At 64.3% G+C, this 15447-nt stretch carries 21 protein-coding genes; 14 read left to right on the top strand and 7 right to left on the bottom strand.

All coding sequences use genetic code 11. The features are described 5' to 3' along the window. Positions 1–128: 128 nt before the first annotated feature. The 6 genes from ffh (at position 129) to leuC (ending at position 5782) form a co-directional block, all read left to right on the top strand. Positions 129–1664 carry a signal recognition particle protein gene (gene ffh, locus AC5I5I_RS10530; RefSeq protein WP_495972676.1) on the top strand — a complete coding sequence of 512 codons (1536 nt, stop codon included), beginning with the start codon at positions 129–131 and terminating at the stop codon, positions 1662–1664. Positions 1665–1717: 53 nt separating this feature from the next. Further along, positions 1718–2074 carry a 30S ribosomal protein S16 gene (gene rpsP / locus AC5I5I_RS10525; protein WP_495972674.1) on the top strand — a complete coding sequence of 119 codons (357 nt, stop codon included), beginning with the start codon at positions 1718–1720 and terminating at the stop codon, positions 2072–2074. A gap of 6 nt (positions 2075–2080) precedes the next feature. Then, entirely contained in the window at positions 2081–2686 is a 606-nt protein-coding gene (gene rimM, locus AC5I5I_RS10520; protein WP_495972672.1) for a ribosome maturation factor RimM, read from the top strand. Positions 2687–2773: 87 nt separating this feature from the next. Further along, positions 2774–3505 carry a tRNA (guanosine(37)-N1)-methyltransferase TrmD gene (gene trmD, locus AC5I5I_RS10515; protein WP_495972670.1) on the top strand — a complete coding sequence of 244 codons (732 nt, stop codon included), beginning with the start codon at positions 2774–2776 and terminating at the stop codon, positions 3503–3505. A 150-nt stretch (positions 3506–3655) separates the two neighbouring features. Then, on the top strand, positions 3656–4063 hold the full coding sequence (gene rplS / locus AC5I5I_RS10510) for a 50S ribosomal protein L19 (RefSeq protein ID WP_495972669.1): 408 nt from the start codon (positions 3656–3658) through the stop codon (positions 4061–4063). Positions 4064–4378: 315 nt separating this feature from the next. Beyond that, positions 4379–5782, top strand: coding sequence for a 3-isopropylmalate dehydratase large subunit (leuC, locus tag AC5I5I_RS10505; protein WP_495972667.1), 1404 nt, complete (start codon positions 4379–4381; stop codon positions 5780–5782). Between the two features lie 80 nt (positions 5783–5862). Here the strand turns inward: leuC and AC5I5I_RS10500 are convergent, their stop codons facing one another. From AC5I5I_RS10500 to AC5I5I_RS10485, 4 genes are all read right to left on the bottom strand, one after another. Then, positions 5863–6279, bottom strand: coding sequence for a hypothetical protein (locus tag AC5I5I_RS10500; protein ID WP_495972665.1), 417 nt, complete (start codon positions 6277–6279; stop codon positions 5863–5865). A gap of 146 nt (positions 6280–6425) precedes the next feature. Then, the gene (locus AC5I5I_RS10495) at positions 6426–6734 is read right to left on the bottom strand and encodes a hypothetical protein (RefSeq protein WP_495972663.1); all 309 of its coding nucleotides are present in this window, start codon (positions 6732–6734) and stop codon (positions 6426–6428) included. A 181-nt stretch (positions 6735–6915) separates the two neighbouring features. Then, positions 6916–7161, bottom strand: coding sequence for a hypothetical protein (locus tag AC5I5I_RS10490; RefSeq protein ID WP_495972661.1), 246 nt, complete (start codon positions 7159–7161; stop codon positions 6916–6918). A 103-nt stretch (positions 7162–7264) separates the two neighbouring features. Beyond that, a complete protein-coding gene (locus tag AC5I5I_RS10485; RefSeq protein WP_495972659.1) occupies positions 7265–7573 on the bottom strand; it encodes a hypothetical protein in 309 nt (102 codons plus the stop codon). Positions 7574–7648: 75 nt separating this feature from the next. On the opposite strand from AC5I5I_RS10485, the gene AC5I5I_RS10480 reads away from it, so the two are divergent. From AC5I5I_RS10480 to leuD, 4 genes are all read left to right on the top strand, one after another. Then, a complete protein-coding gene (locus AC5I5I_RS10480; protein ID WP_495972657.1) occupies positions 7649–7885 on the top strand; it encodes a hypothetical protein in 237 nt (78 codons plus the stop codon). After that, positions 7875–8315: a metallopeptidase family protein gene (locus tag AC5I5I_RS10475; RefSeq protein ID WP_495972655.1), complete on the top strand. Its 441-nt coding sequence runs from the start codon at positions 7875–7877 to the stop codon at positions 8313–8315. Before AC5I5I_RS10480 ends, AC5I5I_RS10475 begins: the two co-directional genes overlap by 11 nt. A 36-nt stretch (positions 8316–8351) precedes the next feature. After that, positions 8352–8750: a GlcG/HbpS family heme-binding protein gene (locus AC5I5I_RS10470; protein WP_495972653.1), complete on the top strand. Its 399-nt coding sequence runs from the start codon at positions 8352–8354 to the stop codon at positions 8748–8750. 149 nt (positions 8751–8899) lie between these two features. Then, on the top strand, positions 8900–9505 hold the full coding sequence (gene leuD, locus AC5I5I_RS10465; protein ID WP_495972651.1) for a 3-isopropylmalate dehydratase small subunit: 606 nt from the start codon (positions 8900–8902) through the stop codon (positions 9503–9505). A gap of 132 nt (positions 9506–9637) precedes the next feature. Here the strand turns inward: leuD and AC5I5I_RS10460 are convergent, their stop codons facing one another. Together AC5I5I_RS10460 and AC5I5I_RS10455 are read right to left on the bottom strand one after the other, a co-directional pair. After that, positions 9638–10252: a LysE family translocator gene (locus tag AC5I5I_RS10460; RefSeq protein WP_495972649.1), complete on the bottom strand. Its 615-nt coding sequence runs from the start codon at positions 10250–10252 to the stop codon at positions 9638–9640. A gap of 4 nt (positions 10253–10256) precedes the next feature. Beyond that, positions 10257–11135, bottom strand: a complete 879-nt coding sequence (locus AC5I5I_RS10455) for an HpcH/HpaI aldolase/citrate lyase family protein (protein WP_495972647.1) — start codon at positions 11133–11135, stop codon at positions 10257–10259. A 76-nt stretch (positions 11136–11211) separates the two neighbouring features. Between AC5I5I_RS10455 and AC5I5I_RS10450 the strand changes: the two genes are divergently transcribed. The 4 genes from AC5I5I_RS10450 to AC5I5I_RS10435 all read left to right on the top strand — a co-directional run bounded on the left by AC5I5I_RS10450 (position 11212) and on the right by AC5I5I_RS10435 (position 14114). Further along, entirely contained in the window at positions 11212–11985 is a 774-nt protein-coding gene (locus AC5I5I_RS10450) for a DUF429 domain-containing protein (RefSeq protein WP_495972645.1), read from the top strand. A gap of 46 nt (positions 11986–12031) precedes the next feature. Further along, the gene (locus tag AC5I5I_RS10445) at positions 12032–13018 is read left to right on the top strand and encodes a sodium-dependent bicarbonate transport family permease (protein WP_495972644.1); all 987 of its coding nucleotides are present in this window, start codon (positions 12032–12034) and stop codon (positions 13016–13018) included. Between the two features lie 14 nt (positions 13019–13032). Continuing rightward, the gene (locus AC5I5I_RS10440) at positions 13033–13344 is read left to right on the top strand and encodes a DUF190 domain-containing protein (protein WP_495972642.1); all 312 of its coding nucleotides are present in this window, start codon (positions 13033–13035) and stop codon (positions 13342–13344) included. A gap of 62 nt (positions 13345–13406) precedes the next feature. Then, positions 13407–14114, top strand: coding sequence for a carbonic anhydrase (locus AC5I5I_RS10435; protein WP_495972640.1), 708 nt, complete (start codon positions 13407–13409; stop codon positions 14112–14114). A gap of 125 nt (positions 14115–14239) precedes the next feature. Here AC5I5I_RS10435 and AC5I5I_RS10430 read toward each other — a convergent pair whose 3' ends face one another. Then, positions 14240–15274, bottom strand: a complete 1035-nt coding sequence (locus tag AC5I5I_RS10430; protein ID WP_495972638.1) for an aspartate-semialdehyde dehydrogenase — start codon at positions 15272–15274, stop codon at positions 14240–14242. Between the last annotated feature and the right edge of the window lie 173 nt (positions 15275–15447).

Below are 15447 nucleotides of genomic sequence, written 5' to 3'. Positions count from 1 at the left end.
GGGCCCCCGCCCCTAGTTTCCGCCCGTTCTCGCAAGAGATGGACGTCTGAACCGCCGACCGGTCCCATGAGGCCGGAGGTCCCCGCCCGACAGCGCTGTGCGCCCTCGGGCGTAAAGGTGTTTTTGTAATGTTCGACAATCTGTCGGATCGGCTGAGCGGAATTCTCGACAACCTGACGCGCCGCGGCGCGCTGCAGGCCGAGGATGTCGACGCCGCCATGCGCGAAGTGCGGCGCGCGCTGCTCGAAGCCGACGTGGCGCTGGACGTCTCGCGCGGCTTCATCGAGCGAGTGCGCGAAAAGGCGGTCGGCGAGATCGTCGTCAAGTCCGTCACCCCCGGCCAGATGGTGGTGAAGATCGTCCATGACGAGCTGGTCAATACGCTCGGCTCGGACGCAGACCCGATCGACCTGAATGCGCCTGCCCCGGTCGCGATCATGATGGTCGGCCTGCAGGGCTCCGGTAAAACCACCACCACCGCCAAGGTGGCGAAGCGCCTCACCGATCTCTCCAAGAGCAAGGTGCTGATGGCCTCGCTCGATACCCGCCGTCCGGCGGCGATGGAGCAGCTTGCCATCCTCGGCAAGCAGGTCGGAGTCGATACGCTGCCGATCGTTGCCGGCCAGACGCCGCCGCAGATCGCCAAGCGCGCCATCGAAGCCGCGAAACTCGGCGGCTATGACGTGGTGCTGCTCGATACCGCCGGCCGCATCACGCTCGACGAAGCGATGATGGCGGAAGCCGCCGAGGTGAAGCGCGCCGCAGCTCCGCATGAAGTGCTGCTCGTCGCCGATGCGCTGACCGGCCAGGACGCGGTCAATCTCGCGCGCTCGTTCGACGAGCGCGTCGGGCTCACCGGCATCGTGATGACCCGCGTGGACGGCGACGGCCGCGGCGGCGCGGCGCTGTCGATGCGCGCCGTCACCGGCAAGCCGATCAAGCTGATCGGCACCGGCGAAAAGATGGATGCGCTCGAGACCTTCGATCCGCAGCGCATCGCCGGCCGCATCCTCGGCATGGGCGACATCGTCTCGCTGGTCGAGAAGGCCGCGGCGAATATCGATGCCGAGAAGGCTCAGCGCACCGCCGAGCGCATGCGCAAGGGCACGTTCGATCTCACCGACCTGCGCGAGCAGCTCAAGCAGATGCAGAAGATGGGCGGCCTCGGCGGCCTGATGGGCATGATGCCCGGCATCGCCAAGATGAAGAACCAGCTCGCCGCCGCCAATCTCGACGATTCCATCCTGAAGCGGCAATGCGCGATCATCGATTCGATGACGCCGCAGGAGCGGCGCAATCCGGACATCCTCAAAGCCAGCCGCAAGAAGCGCATTGCCGCGGGCTCCGGCACCTCGCCGGAACAGATCAACAAGCTTCTGAAAATGCATCGCGGCATGGCCGACATGATGAAGGCCATGGGCGGCGCCAAGCGCGGCCCGCTGGCGGGTCTTGCCAATGCGCTCGGCCTTGGTGGCGGCATGCCCTCGCCGGAAGAGATGCAGAAGATGGCGGAGAAGATGCAACAGCAGGGCGGCGGTTTGCCGCCCGGCATGCCCGGACTGCCGCAGAACATGCCGGGAATGCCCGGCGGATTGCCCGGCCTCGGCGGCGGCAAATTGCCTGGTCTCGGCGGCGGCTATCACGGCATCGGCAAGAAGAAATAACCGACACACTCACTCACAACCACTCACGACATTCGAACGAAAGGAAACTGAAAATGCCCGTCGTCCTGCGCATGGCCCGTGCCGGCACCAAGAAGCGCCCGGTCTATCATATCGTCGTCGCCGACTCGCGTTCGCCGCGCGACGGCCGCTTCATCGAGCGGCTCGGCCATTACAATCCGCTGATGCCGAAGGATAACGAGAACCGGCTCAAGTTCGATGTCGAGAAGGCGAAGGCCTGGATGGCCAAGGGCGCGCAGCCGTCCGACCGTGTCGCCCGTTTCCTCGACGCCGCCGGCGTGATGAAGCGCGAGAAGCGCAACAACCCGGAAAAGGCGATCCCGCGCAAGGAACGCAAAGCGATGGCGGAAGAGGCCGCGAAGGCTGCCGCCGCTGCTCCCAAGGCGAGCTAATCGCGCATGTCGCGTCCGAGCGACGGGCGCGAAACACGAGTCTGCGTGGCGCAAATCGGCGCCGCGCACGGCCTGCGCGGCGGCGTGCATCTGCGCTCCTTCACGCAGGATCCGCTGGCCTTTGCGGATTATGGTCCGCTCGAAACCGAAGACGGATCGCGCCAGCTTGAGATCGACAGCGTCAAGCCGTCGAAGGACGGCTTCACCGTCCGCTTCGTTGGTGTCACCCGCCGCGAACAGGCCGAAGCGCTTCGCAACATCAACCTCTATGTCGATCGCGACCGGCTGCCCGCAGCCGACGAGGACGAGTTCTACTTCGCCGACCTGATCGGTCTTGCAGCGGTGGACCCGGGCGGCGAGACGCTTGGCGAGGTGATCGCCATGCATAATTTCGGCGCCGGCGATATCCTAGAATTGAAGCTTGCGGCGCACGGCGCCACCACGATGCTGCTGTTCGACAAGGCGACGGTGCCGGAGGTGAACATCGCCGGCGGCCGGATCGTCGTGGTCATGCCGGAAGAGATTGTGGTGCAGGAGGATGACGCAAACTCCGACTCTTCACCTCCCCCCTTGCGGGGGAGGTCGGACGCGAAGCGTCCGGGAGGGGGGTGAATTGCGCAGGTTCATTTCTTGGTCACCCCCCTCTCCAACCCTCCCCCGCAAGGGGGGAGGGAGCGCGGCTGCGCCAGCGGCGAAACCATGACCTTCCGCGCCACCGTGCTCACCATCTTCCCGGACATGTTTCCGGGGGCGTTGGGCATGAGCCTTGCCGGCAAGGCCCTGGCGGCCGGAGTCTGGTCGCTGGAGACGATCGACATCCGCGATTTCGGCATCGGCATCCATCGTCAGGTCGACGACACCCCGGCCGGGGGCGGCCCGGGCATGGTGATGAAGGCCGACGTGCTGGCCCGCGCCATCGACTCGGCCGGGGCGGACGACCGGCCCCGCCTGCTGATGAGCCCGCGCGGTCGGCCATTGACCCAGCAGCGGGTCATCGAACTGGCAGGCGGGCCCGGCGCGCTGATCCTGTGCGGGCGGTTCGAGGGGGTGGACGAGCGGGTGATCGAGGCGCGCGGTCTTGAGGAGGTGTCGATCGGCGATTACGTGCTGTCCGGCGGGGAGATTGCGGCGCTGGTGGTGCTCGATGCCTGCATCCGTCTGCTGCCGGGGGTCATGGGCAAGGCGGTGTCCGCGCAGGAGGAGAGTTTCGCGCAGGGCCTACTCGAATACCCCCATTATACACGGCCGCAGGTCTTCGAGGGGCGCGCCATTCCCGAGATCCTGACCTCGGGAGACCACGCCAAGGTGGCGGCCTGGCGTCGGTCAGAGGCCGAGCGGCTCACGCGGGAACGCCGGCCCGACCTCAAGACCCCGGAACCTGACCCGGCCAGCCGCGAAAATCGTTCCAGAAAGCGGCCAAGTGATGGGTGACAAGTCACTGTCTTTCGACTAGAACCCGCCCCGGAACCGGACCAAGCGTCCTCCTTCTGCGCCCCATTTTGCCGTGCCGTGCATGTCGGTGATGCGAGCGTTTTCGCGCACCGAGACCCGGCGCCGCCGACCGAACCGGAGATTACCGTCATGAACATCATCGAGCAGCTCGACCAGGAACAGGTGGCGAAACTCTCCGCCGGCCGTGAGATTCCGGATTTCGAGCCGGGCGATACCGTGATCGTCAACGTGAAGGTGAAGGAAGGCGAGCGCTCGCGCGTGCAGGCCTATGAAGGCGTGTGCATTGCGCGGAACGGCGGCGGGCTGAACGAAAGCTTCACCGTGCGCAAGATCTCCTACGGCGAAGGCGTTGAGCGCGTGTTCCCGCTCTATGCGCCGATGATCGACTCGATCAAGGTGGTGCGCCGCGGCAAGGTCCGCCGCGCCAAGCTGTATTACCTGCGCGAACTGCGCGGCAAGTCGGCCCGTATCGCCGAAGCCCAGACCCGCCACGGTGCCAGCACCAATACCGGCGCCGCGAAGGTCGCCGCGGAATAATCTAATCGTCCATTGCCGGATGAATCATGGCCGGGCTTGCGCCCGGCCATTTTCGTTTCGGAGCGCTGCCGCATTCGCTTTCATTGCGGCTTCAGTCTGGAATTGTTATATCGCCGCCATGAGCTTGAGCGGTTTCATAGGGCCTTTCGCCTTCGTGCTGCGGGATCACGACCGCCTGCCCGGCCGGTTTTTCGGCCGCATGACCGCATGCATTCAGGCCGGTCTTTGAGGCGTCCGGCGCTGCGCATCGCGCGCGCCCTTCAGCATTCGTCTGCATCCGCTTAACCGACATCACGACACGCCGAGAGTCGAAACATGAAACCCCGTACCCTCTACGACAAGATCTGGGACGACCACCTGGTCGACGAACAGCCGGACGGCACCTGCCTCCTGTATATCGACCGCCACCTCGTGCATGAGGTGACGTCGCCGCAGGCCTTCGAGGGACTGCGCAATACCGGCCGCAAGGTTCGCGCGCCGCAAAAGACGCTCGCCGTGGTCGACCACAACGTGCCGACCACCGATCGCAAATTGCCCAATCCCGATCCGGAAAGCGCCGAGCAGATCGCGGTGCTGGCCGAGAATGCGCGCGACTTCGGCCTCGAATATTACAACGAGTTCGACAAGCGGCAGGGCATCGTCCACATCATTGGGCCGGAACAGGGCTTCACGCTGCCAGGCACGACCATCGTTTGCGGCGACAGCCACACCGCAACGCACGGCGCGTTCGGGGCGCTCGCCTATGGCATCGGCACCTCGGAGGTCGAGCATGTGCTCGCGACCCAGACGCTGATCCAGAAGAAATCCAAGAACATGCGCGCGATCGTCGACGGGCAGTTGCCACCCGGCGTCACCGCGAAGGATATCATCCTCGCGATCATCGGCGAGATCGGCACCGCCGGCGGCACCGGCTATGCGCTGGAATATGCCGGCGAGGCGATCCGGTCGATCTCGATGGAAGGCCGCATGACGATCTGCAACATGTCGATCGAGGGCGGTGCCCGCGCCGGCATGGTGGCGCCGGACGAGAAGACCTACGCCTATCTCAAGGATCGTCCGAAATCGCCGAAGGGCGCCGACTGGGATCGCGCGCTGCGTTACTGGGACATGCTGCGCTCGGACGAGGGCGCGCATTTCGATCACGAGATCCGGCTCGATGCCGCCAAGCTGCCGCCGCTGGTCACGTGGGGCACGAGCCCCGAAGACGTGATCTCGATCACCGGCAAGGTGCCGAATCCCGACGACATCGCCGACGAGGCCAAGCGGCTCTCCAAGAAGCGAGCACTGGAATATATCGGCCTGCAGCCGGGGACGAAGATCACCGACATCAAGCTCGACCGCGTGTTCATCGGCTCCTGCACCAACGGCCGCATCGAGGATCTTCGCGAAGTCGCGCGCATCGTGAAGGACAAGAGCGTCAACGCCAATGTCAACGCGATGATCGTGCCGGGATCAGGCCTTGTGAAGGAGCAGGCGGAAGCCGAAGGCCTCGACAAGATTTTCCTGAAGGCCGGTTTCGAATGGCGCGAGCCGGGCTGCTCGATGTGCCTGGCGATGAATCCGGACAAGCTGCGTCCGGAAGAACGCTGCGCCTCGACCTCGAACCGCAACTTCGAGGGCCGTCAGGGCTTCAAGGGCCGCACCCATCTGGTGTCGCCGGCGATGGCCGCAGCGGCTGCGGTCGCGGGCCACTTCGTCGACGTGCGTGAATGGAAATAGCGCCGCTCGCCTTGCGGCGCTGCTGACCCACAAGAAAGGCCCGCTCTCGCGAGCCTTTCTTTTTCAGACGAGACGTTGCGTTACCACCACCAGCGCGGACCGAAACCGACGCTGATGACCGGACCGCCCCAATAGGCGCGCGGTCCCCAATAGACCGGGGCTGGGGCGAAGTAGACCGGCCGCGGCCGCCACGCCGCATATCGCGGACCCCACCATACGCGGCGCGGGCCCCAATAGGCTCGACGCGGGCCCCAATAGGCCGGAGGTCCCCAGTAAGCACGGCGCGGCCCCCAATAGGCGCGACGCGGCCCCCAATAGGCACGACGCGGGCCGTAATAGCGACGGTGATAGCGGCGCTGCGAGGATATTTCCGAGTTTTTTGCCGCGGTGTCGGCACTATTCAATCCGGCAGTCTTCGCCCGAATTTCCGCATGAGCCGGCATGGCCAGCATCAGGGCGAAACATGCTGCTGCCACGGCGATGAGGGGCTTGTTCATGATCGACCATCCTTTGCACGAGAACGCACAAGTGGGAGTCATCAACGCATCGGCCTGAAAGCGGTTCGCTTCGAGCAGACCCGTGTGCACAAAAGATTAGGCCCGCCTTTCGGCGGGCCTTTGACCTTTCGCAAAATGTGACGGGATCAGAACCACACGCCGAAGCGCGGTCCGCCCCAGAAGCCCAGGCTCACGCCCGGCCGGTAATAGTAAGGATAAGGCCGAGCGTAGCGATACGGCCGGTAATAGCCATAACGCGGTCCGCGATAATACGGCCGATAGCGATAACCGTAATGACGCCGGTAATGACGCCGCTGCGAACTCACATCGGTGTGCTGGACCTGCGCCGCCGGGTTGCTCGCGCCTTGTGTCCTGACGGTTCCCTCAGCCTGCGCAGGCATCGAGAAAACGGCCGCGAAGCCGGCGGCTGCCAGAGTTGCAACAATCGCTTTCATACGCGCACTCCTTTGTTCCGTGTCGCCTCTCATCCCATTAACGCGCCAACGCCGGTTCCGTTTCAGCGGCGCTGCGACGATCTGGCTGACGAGCCATGCACGCGCGAACGCGCTTCGCGCCACGAAAACAAAAGGCCCGCCTTGCGGCGGGCCTTTCTCGTCGATCCTTGAGATCGCGCGATCAGTAGTAGCGGTAATACCGATAGGGCCGGTACGGCCGGTAATAATAGCGCGGGCGATAGTAATACCGGTACGGCCGATAGTAGCGATAAGGCCGATAGTACCGGTAATAGCGGCGCGCGCTGATCTCGTCGTGTACGACGGTATTTTCCGCATTACGTGCACCGTCCGCAGCCGCGCTCGCCGGCGCGGGCGTCAGCGCAATCAGCACACCGAACAGGGCGAGGAAGCCAAGACTTTTCAGCATGAGGGTCTCTCCAAGGTGAACCTGCCTCTCCACCAGATAGACGCCCTGAGGCATTCGTTGCAATCGTCCCCGACGCACAACATAGCGCAATGGAGAATGAAAGTTAACCCCGCACCCAGCGGCAGCGCATCTGCGGCGTCATTACGGTTCCGCTCGGCCGGTACTCGGTCGCGTACCAGTCCACGCATTGCCGCACGTAGCCAGGTCCCGGCGGCGCATAAGGGCCGGGACGCGGATAGTCATAGGCCGCTGGCTGATCCCGCTCGATCCGGATGCGAGGACGCTGACGCGTTTGTGACGAGAATTCGGTTCCCTCAACGCGTGCGTTTTCGTCCGATGAAATCGGCACGACGACCGCCGCAGCCGGCGCCAGCAGCGCTGCAGCGAGTATGAGGCAAGACAACCTGTTCATGCCGGAACGCTCCCTCATTCGGAACGGGTCGTCAACCATTTGAATCCGGAACGCGAAAGCGCCTAGGGTGCGGTCATGGAACCGCGATCCCGAACCGACAAGGAACAGGCGGCGCTGGCCGATCTTGCGCGGCTGCAGCGCGAGGGCGACGCGCTGGCCGGCTTTTTCGGACGTCCGCGGGATCATTTCGCCGCAGCCGACGCACCCGCCGACGATTCGATCGAAAGGTGGGGCCGTCGGATCGGGCGCGCGCTCAGCGCCATCGCGTTCGTGGCGCTGGCCGTCTATCTGTACCTGACCTATGTCCGCTGACGATCCTGAAAACCCGATCACCGATCCGCTGGGCTGGCGCGCCGTCAAGGCGCTGTCGCTCGCCGAGATGGAAGCGATTGCATCCGACGCTTACCGCCGGCTGCCCGATGGATTTCGCGCGCTGTGCGAGGACGTGATCATCCGCGTCGACGATTTTCCTTCCGACGACGTGGTGGCCGAGATGCGGCTCGAAAGCGAGTTCGACATCCTCGGCCTGTTCCAGGGCGTCGGCCTGCCGTTCCGCTCCGAAAGCGCATCGGGCCAGATGCCGAACATGATCTGGCTCTATCGGCGGCCAATCCTCGATTACTGGGCGGAGCACGACGAGACCCTGGGTGCGATCATCACCCATGTGCTGGTGCACGAGATCGGCCACCATTTCGGCCTGTCGGACGACGACATGGAAGCGATCGAAGCCAGCGTTCAATGACCCTGTAACACCGTCTTTCCGAAGGGGAGAACCACCATGCGCAAGAAGCCGTGCCTGCAAGCAACCGACGTTCGCAAAATGGCCGACGCCTGCCGGGCCGAGGCCGAGAAGAACAAATGGGTCGTGACCATCGCCATCACCGACGATGCGGGCGTTCTGCTCTATCTCGAACGCATGGAGGGCGCCGGCCCGACCAGTGCCGAGGTGGCGGCGCTGAAGGCGAAGACCTCCGCGATCACCCGGCGGCCCACGAAATTCTGGGAGGAACGCGTCAAGGAACGTCCGGTTTTCATGAATTTCCCCGGCGTACTTCAAATCCAGGGCGGGCTGCCGATCATGTATGAAGGCGAATGCGTGGGCGCGATCGGGGTATCGGGCGTGCAATCGCACGAGGACGAGCAGATCGCCAAGGCGGGTATCGACACGCTGGCGTGAGACCTGGTGGTCGGATTCTAACGTTTGCATCCCATTTCGGCGACCTTGCCGCCGGCCCCGGCTCATCGACTTGACCGGCGGCCGGTCCGGCGGCATGACAGGCGCAATTCCGGGCTGCCTCCGGGCGGCCGGCCAAGGATCAAGACATCATGGATAAATTCACGGTTCTGGAAGGCGTCGCGGCGCCGCTGAAAGTGGTCAATGTCGACACCGACATGATCATCCCGAAGCAATATCTGAAGACCATCAAGCGCACCGGCCTGGGCAAGGGCCTGTTTTCCGAGAAGCGCTTCAATGACGACGGCAGCGAGAACCCGGATTTCGTTCTCAACAAGCCGGCCTATCGCAATGCCAAGATCCTGGTCGCCGGCGACAATTTCGGCTGCGGCTCCTCGCGCGAGCATGCGCCCTGGGCGCTGCTCGATTTCGGCATCCGCTGTGTGATCTCGACCTCGTTTGGCGACATCTTCTACAACAACAGCTTCAAGAACGGCATCCTGCCGATCCGCGTGACGCAGGAGGAACTCGACAAGCTGTTCGACGATGCCGAGCGCGGCGCTAATGCCACGCTCACCATCGACCTCGAGAAGCAGGAAATCCGCGGCCCCGACGGCGGCGTGATCAAGTTCGAGATCGACGCCTTCCGCAAGCATTGCCTGCTGAACGGCCTCGACGATATCGGACTGACGATGGTGAAGAAGGACAAGATCGACACCTTCGAGAGCAAGGTCGCCGAAGCGCGTCCGTGGATGTGACACGAGGCGGAGCCTTTGGCTCCGTTCGCTCCCGCGAAAGCGGTAGCCCATCTCTTCAGTAGTCTTTCACCTTGGTAAATCTGGGTCCCCGCTTTCGCGGGGACGAACGGGAAATGAGATGGCTCGTGGCGATCACCGCGTGCGTGTCAGCGCCAGCCACACACCGCCGCCGATCAGAAACACGCCGCTGACCTTTGAGACCAGCCGCACGCGCGCCTGCGTGAACATGCTGCGCGCGCTGCCGGTCAGCACCGCATAGGCGGCATCGGTCACCGCAGCGGTCAGCATCGCGGTCGCGCCGAGCAGGATCACCTGCAGCACATAATCACCCGCCGTATCGACGAATTGCGGGATGAAGGCGCCGAAGAAGATCAGCACCTTCGGGTTCGACAGCATCACTAGGAAGCCCTGCAGGAAAAAGCCGCCGCGCGGCTTTGGCGTCTGTCCCGGATCGTCGAGACGGCCGGTCGAGCGCCACATCTTGATGCCGATCCAGATGAGGTAAGCCGCGCCGAAAAAGCGGATCCAGTCGAACCACACGCCCATGGTCTCGATCACCGACGCGAGCCCGATCACCAATACGCCGACGAACACGGCGAGCCCGGCCTGGGTGCCGGCGACATTGGCGAGGCCTGCGCGCGTGCCGTGCGTCAGCGAATTGGCAACAATCAGCGTCACCGTCGGGCCTGGCACGAGAGTGAAGACGACGCAGGCTAGCAGATAGGCGGCGAAGAGTTCGAGAGGCATGGCCTTACCCTTTTGCCGCGATCGCATCGGCGATCGCGACGGTGCGGCGCGCGATGTCGGCATGCATGCGCTCGACCATGCGGCCGTCGAGCATGATCGCACCCTTGTCGGCATTTTCCGGCAGGTCGAAGGCGGCGATGAATTTGCGCGCCTGCGCGATCTCCGCCTCGCTCGGCGAGAAGGCGCGATTGCACGGCTCGATCTGGTTCGGATGAATCAGCGTCTTGCCGTCCATGCCGAGATCGCGGCCCTGTTCGCATTCGGCGACGAAGCCCTCGGCGTTGCCGATGTCGTTGTACACGCCGTCGAGGATCGCAATGCCATAGCAGCGCGCCGCCAGCACGCAGGTGGTCAGCCAGGGCAGCATCGGCGCACGGCCGGGAACAAGGCGCGCCGAGGTTTCCTTGGCGAGATCGTTGGTGCCGAGCACGAAGCCGGCCAACCGGGTCTCGGAATCCTTCGCGGCCGCGGCGATGTCGATAATGTTGAGGATCGCGGCCGGGGTCTCGATCATCGCCCAGATCCGGATCTTGCGGTCGGCTTTCATGTCCAGCAGACGCTGACCGAGAATTTCAAGCTGCTCCGACGAATTCACCTTCGGCACCAGGATCGCGTCGGGCGCCGCCAGCGCCGCCGCGGTCACATCGTCGGAATGCCAGGGCGTGTCGAAGCCGTTGACGCGAATGAAGACCTCGCGCGATCCGAACCCGCCCTGCTTCACCGCGGCCGCGACCTGGTCGCGCGCCGCCGCCTTGGCGTCGGGCGCCACGGCATCTTCGAGATCGATGATCACGCCGTCGGCCGGCAGCGTGCGCGCCTTTTCGATGGCGCGGGCATTCGAGCCCGGCATGTACAGCACGGATCGGCGCGGTCGGTTGGTCATCGGTCCCCCCTTGTTCCTGAACCCTAGCGAGACGGCGTTTCTCATGCCAGCGTAAGCCATGGGCGACAATGGTCGAATGAACGGCAACGATGTCTGGCTTGCCGGGGTGGATGGCTGCCGCGCCGGCTGGCTGGTCGCGTTCGTTCGGCCCAGCGGGGATGAACTCCGCGTCCGCGTCGTGCCGGACTTTCAGGCCATATCCTCCGCTCCCGAAAATCCGGCGATCATTGCGGTCGACATGCCGATCGGCCTGCCGGAACGCGCCGGGCCCGGTGGACGAGAGGCCGAGGCGGCGATCCGGCCAAAGCTCGGCATGCGGCAGTCTTCGGTCTTTTCGATCCCTTCACGTGAGGCCGTCTATTGCCAGCCCGGGCCCTTCGCCGATCAGGCCGCGACCTATGCCGCGCATCGGCAATGCAGCGTGGTTGCCCGCGAGACGTCCGATCCGCCCCGCGGCGTGGCCATTCAGAGCTTCATGATCTTCCCGAAAATCCGCGAGCTCGACGCGACCTTGCGCGCCGATTCGGCGCTGGCGAAGCGGGTCTTCGAGACGCATCCCGAGGTCGCCTTCTGGCGGCTCAACGGCGAACGGGAAGTGACGATTCCGAAAAAGGTCCGGGGCCGCCCGAATCCCGACGGCATGGCGATGCGCCGCGATCTTCTGGTCGCAAGCGGAATGCCCCGCGAGGTCCTGACCGCGCAGCAGCCGCGTGGCGCGGGCGAGGACGATCTGCTCGACGCCATCGCCTGCGCGGCGATCGCGCGGCGCATCCATGCCGGGCTCGCAAAGCCGTTTCCGGATTCGCCGCCGGTAGATCGTTACGGGTTGCGGATGGCGATCTGGGCGTGATATTGCACCGCCGCGAAAACGACAAGGCGGTGTTGCGGAGCGCCCATTGAGCGACGTTCTCGGACTTGCTGCACAGAACCTGCTCTCGCCGATGGTTCTGTTTTTCGTTCTGGGCCTCCTCGCCGCGCTTTCAAAATCCGATCTTGCCGTTCCCGAAGCGATTGCCAAAGGCATCGCGCTCTATCTGATGCTGGCGATCGGCTTCAAGGGTGGCGTGCAGGTCGCGGTCTCCGGCGCCGACCTGCGCATGGCCGGCGCGATCCTTGGCGGCATCGCGCTGTCGGTCGTCATTCCGGTCATCGCCTTTTTCATCCTGCGCGTGACGAGTTCGCTGTCGGCGATCGATGCCGCTGCGACCGCGGCGCATTACGGCTCGATCTCGATCGTGACGTTTATCGCCGGCACGCAGGCCTTGCAGGCGATGGGACTTTCATTCGAAGGCTATCTGGTCGCGGTGGCCGCCAGCATGGAAGCGCCGGCGATCGTGGTGGCGCTGCTGCTCGCCCGGCGCTATTCGCGCAGCGCGGACGAGGACGAGCCGCTCGGCCGTGTGCTGCGCGAGGTCGCCGGCAATCCTTCCATCGTCATGCTGGTCGGCGCCTTCGTCATCGGCTGGATCACCGGCGCGCGCGGCAACGAGATGATCAAGCCCTTCGTCGGCGATCTGTTTCTCGGCGTGCTCTGCCTGTTCCTGCTCGACATGGGACTCGTGGCCGGACGCGGCATGCGCGACGGGCGGCGTTATCTTACCGCGCCCGTCATCGCTTTCGCGCTCTACATGCCGCTGATCAGCGCCGCACTGACGCTGCCGCTTTGCCTCGCGATCGGCCTGTCTGCCGGCGGCGCGGCGCTGCTGATGACGCTCGCGGCGTCGGCGTCCTATATCGCCGTGCCCGCCGCGATGCGCCTTGCCTTGCCGCAGGCGAATGCGTCGATCTATCTGACGCTGTCGCTCGGGGTTACCTTCCCCTTCAATCTGATGATCGGCATTCCGATCTATGTGTGGATCGCGCAGACCGCGATCCGGTCATAACGGGCGAGGCAACGATGGAGATGCACGCCAAGAAGCGGGTCGAGATCGTGGTCGAAGCGCCGCTGCTCAACCGCCTGCTTGCCTTGCTCGATGAGGCCAGCGTGTCCGGCTATACCGTGCTGCCGGCCATTGCCGGACGCGGCCATCACGGCTCCTGGAACCGTGAAGGACTGGCGACCGATGCGGGCCGGATGGTGGTCGTCGTGCTGATCGTCGGCGCCGACGCGGTGTCCGGCCTGATGGACCGAATTTTTCCGCTGATCGCCCGGCAGATCGCGATTGTCACGGTTTCCGACGTCCAGGTGGTTCGCGGCGACCGCTTCTGATCTTCTGCCCCCGCCGTCCCCGGCGTTGATTTCGAAGCCCGCATGCCATATCGGGACCGGTCATGGGCTCAGCTTCGAACGACCAGCAGAACCTGTCCGCCTGTTTTCCGGCGCGCCTTCTTGACGGGTACCAGCAGTTCCGCTCCGGCCGGCTGGTCGAGGAACAGATGCGTTATCAGGAACTGTCCGAAATCGGACAGTCGCCCGAAATCATGGTGATCGGCTGCTGCGACTCGCGGGTCTCGCCCGAGGTGATTTTCGACGCCAAGCCCGGCGAATTGTTCGTGGTGCGCAATGTCGCCAACCTCGTGCCGCCCTACACGCCGGACGGCGCGCAGCGCGCGGTCTCCGCGGCGCTGGAATTCGCGGTGCAGGCGCTCAGGGTCAAGCACATCGTGGTGCTTGGCCACGCGCAATGCGGCGGCATCCGCGCCTTTGCGGAAGAGGGCAAGCCGCTGTCGCCCGGCGACTTCATCGGCCGCTGGATGGAAATGATCGCGCCGGCCGCGGCCATGCTCGGCGCGCGCGGCAACGAGCCAATGGGAACTTACCTTGCCCGGCTGGAACAGGCGTCGATGGTCAAGACGCTCGAAAACCTGATGACGTTTCCCTGCGTGCGCATTCTGGTCGAGCGCGGCAAGCTGCAGCTTCATGCTGCCTATTTCGGCGTCGCCACCGGCGGGCTTTCAGTGCTCCATAACGAAAGCGGCGCGTTCAGACCGGTGGCGCAGGCCGAACACGCTAACGTGCTGGCGGAGCCGCGGTTTTAACAGCGAAGCGGATCAAGGTCGGGTAAGGGACCGGTCAGGGCCCTGCGGCAACCATGCCCCTCACCCGGCTCGCATCTTCGATGCTCGCCACCCTCTCCCCGTAAGAACATGGAGAGTGAAAAGACCTAAGCCGCTTTCTTCTTCGCGGTGATCAGCTTGCGGTTGATCAGGCTCTCGGCGATCTGGATCGCATTCAGCGCCGCGCCCTTGCGCAAATTATCCGACACGCACCACAGCGCGAGCCCGTGCTCGACCGTCGGATCCTCGCGCACGCGGCTGACATAGGTCGCGTCATCGCCAGCGGCTTCGTACGGCGTGGCGTAGCCGCCATTCTCGCGCTTGTCGACGACAAGCACGCCCGGCGCATTGCGCAGGATCTCGTGCGCCTGATCGGTGGTGATCTCGCTTTCGAATTCGATATTCACCGCCTCCGAATGCCCGATGAACACCGGCACGCGCACGCAGGTCGCGGTCAGCTTGATCTTGGGATCGAGAATTTTCTTGGTCTCGACCACCATCTTCCACTCTTCCTTGGTGTAGCCGTCATCCATGAAGACGTCGATATGCGGGATGACGTTGAAGGCGATGCGCTTGGTGAACTTCTTCACCTCCAGTTCGCCGAGCGAATAGACGTTCTTGGTCTGGCGATCGAGCTCGTCCATGCCGTCCTTGCCGGCGCCCGACACCGACTGATAGGTCGACACCACGACACGTTTGATCTTGGCAAAGTCATGCAGCGGCTTCAGCACCACGACGAGCTGCGCGGTCGAGCAGTTCGGATTGGCAATGATGCCCTTCTTGCGAAAGTCCTTGATGGCGTCGGCATTCACTTCAGGCACGATCAGCGGCACGTCCGCGTCGTAGCGCCAGGCCGACGAATTATCGATCACCACCGCGCCTTGAGCCGCGATCTTCGGAGACCATTCCTTCGACACCGACCCGCCGGCCGACATCAGGCAGATATCGATGTCCGAGAAGTCGTAGTGCTCGAGCGCTTTCGCCTTCAGCGTCTTGTCGCCATAGGAAACCTCGACGCCCATCGAACGGCGCGACGCAAGCGCTACGACCTCGTCGGCGGGAAACCGCCGCTCGGCCAGGATATCGAGCATTTCGCGGCCCACATTGCCTGTGGCGCCGACCACTGCGACCTTGTAACCCATCGTTCACTCTCCGAGGGAAAATTGCCGGTATTTCGCTCCTGCAGAAACCCGGACGGAGGGGCTTCTAAGCGAGAAATACAGCCGTGACAACGCCGACCTGAAAGGCCGTCGAGGGAGGCTGTGCTTGCGCGTCGTTGAAACTACTCCGGGGGCCGGAAGCGCCCCGCGGCAGC

This window comes from Pseudorhodoplanes sp. (genome assembly GCF_059499825.1).
The sequence above is the reverse complement of the archived record's forward strand: the minus strand, read 5'-3'. Positions and strand labels throughout refer to the sequence as shown.

What these genes read in the sequence shown, in the direction of transcription:
- AC5I5I_RS10435 (WP_495972640.1), top strand. Translation starts at nt 13,407, where the DNA reads ATGGGCTCAGCTTCGAACGACCAGCAGAACCTGTCCGCCTGTTTTCCG.
- AC5I5I_RS10470 (WP_495972653.1), top strand. Translation starts at nt 8,352, where the DNA reads ATGCGCAAGAAGCCGTGCCTGCAAGCAACCGACGTTCGCAAAATGGCC.
- AC5I5I_RS10480 (WP_495972657.1), top strand. Translation starts at nt 7,649, where the DNA reads ATGGAACCGCGATCCCGAACCGACAAGGAACAGGCGGCGCTGGCCGAT.
- rpsP (WP_495972674.1), top strand. Translation starts at nt 1,718, where the DNA reads ATGCCCGTCGTCCTGCGCATGGCCCGTGCCGGCACCAAGAAGCGCCCG.
- AC5I5I_RS10495 (WP_495972663.1), bottom strand. Translation starts at nt 6,734, where the DNA reads ATGAAAGCGATTGTTGCAACTCTGGCAGCCGCCGGCTTCGCGGCCGTT.
- AC5I5I_RS10450 (WP_495972645.1), top strand. Translation starts at nt 11,212, where the DNA reads ATGAACGGCAACGATGTCTGGCTTGCCGGGGTGGATGGCTGCCGCGCC.
- leuD (WP_495972651.1), top strand. Translation starts at nt 8,900, where the DNA reads ATGGATAAATTCACGGTTCTGGAAGGCGTCGCGGCGCCGCTGAAAGTG.
- AC5I5I_RS10485 (WP_495972659.1), bottom strand. Translation starts at nt 7,573, where the DNA reads ATGAACAGGTTGTCTTGCCTCATACTCGCTGCAGCGCTGCTGGCGCCG.
- AC5I5I_RS10460 (WP_495972649.1), bottom strand. Translation starts at nt 10,252, where the DNA reads ATGCCTCTCGAACTCTTCGCCGCCTATCTGCTAGCCTGCGTCGTCTTC.
- AC5I5I_RS10440 (WP_495972642.1), top strand. Translation starts at nt 13,033, where the DNA reads ATGGAGATGCACGCCAAGAAGCGGGTCGAGATCGTGGTCGAAGCGCCG.
- AC5I5I_RS10430 (WP_495972638.1), bottom strand. Translation starts at nt 15,274, where the DNA reads ATGGGTTACAAGGTCGCAGTGGTCGGCGCCACAGGCAATGTGGGCCGC.
- ffh (WP_495972676.1), top strand. Translation starts at nt 129, where the DNA reads ATGTTCGACAATCTGTCGGATCGGCTGAGCGGAATTCTCGACAACCTG.
- AC5I5I_RS10475 (WP_495972655.1), top strand. Translation starts at nt 7,875, where the DNA reads ATGTCCGCTGACGATCCTGAAAACCCGATCACCGATCCGCTGGGCTGG.
- AC5I5I_RS10455 (WP_495972647.1), bottom strand. Translation starts at nt 11,135, where the DNA reads ATGACCAACCGACCGCGCCGATCCGTGCTGTACATGCCGGGCTCGAAT.
- AC5I5I_RS10500 (WP_495972665.1), bottom strand. Translation starts at nt 6,279, where the DNA reads ATGAACAAGCCCCTCATCGCCGTGGCAGCAGCATGTTTCGCCCTGATG.
- rimM (WP_495972672.1), top strand. Translation starts at nt 2,081, where the DNA reads ATGTCGCGTCCGAGCGACGGGCGCGAAACACGAGTCTGCGTGGCGCAA.
- AC5I5I_RS10490 (WP_495972661.1), bottom strand. Translation starts at nt 7,161, where the DNA reads ATGCTGAAAAGTCTTGGCTTCCTCGCCCTGTTCGGTGTGCTGATTGCG.
- leuC (WP_495972667.1), top strand. Translation starts at nt 4,379, where the DNA reads ATGAAACCCCGTACCCTCTACGACAAGATCTGGGACGACCACCTGGTC.
- trmD (WP_495972670.1), top strand. Translation starts at nt 2,774, where the DNA reads ATGACCTTCCGCGCCACCGTGCTCACCATCTTCCCGGACATGTTTCCG.
- rplS (WP_495972669.1), top strand. Translation starts at nt 3,656, where the DNA reads ATGAACATCATCGAGCAGCTCGACCAGGAACAGGTGGCGAAACTCTCC.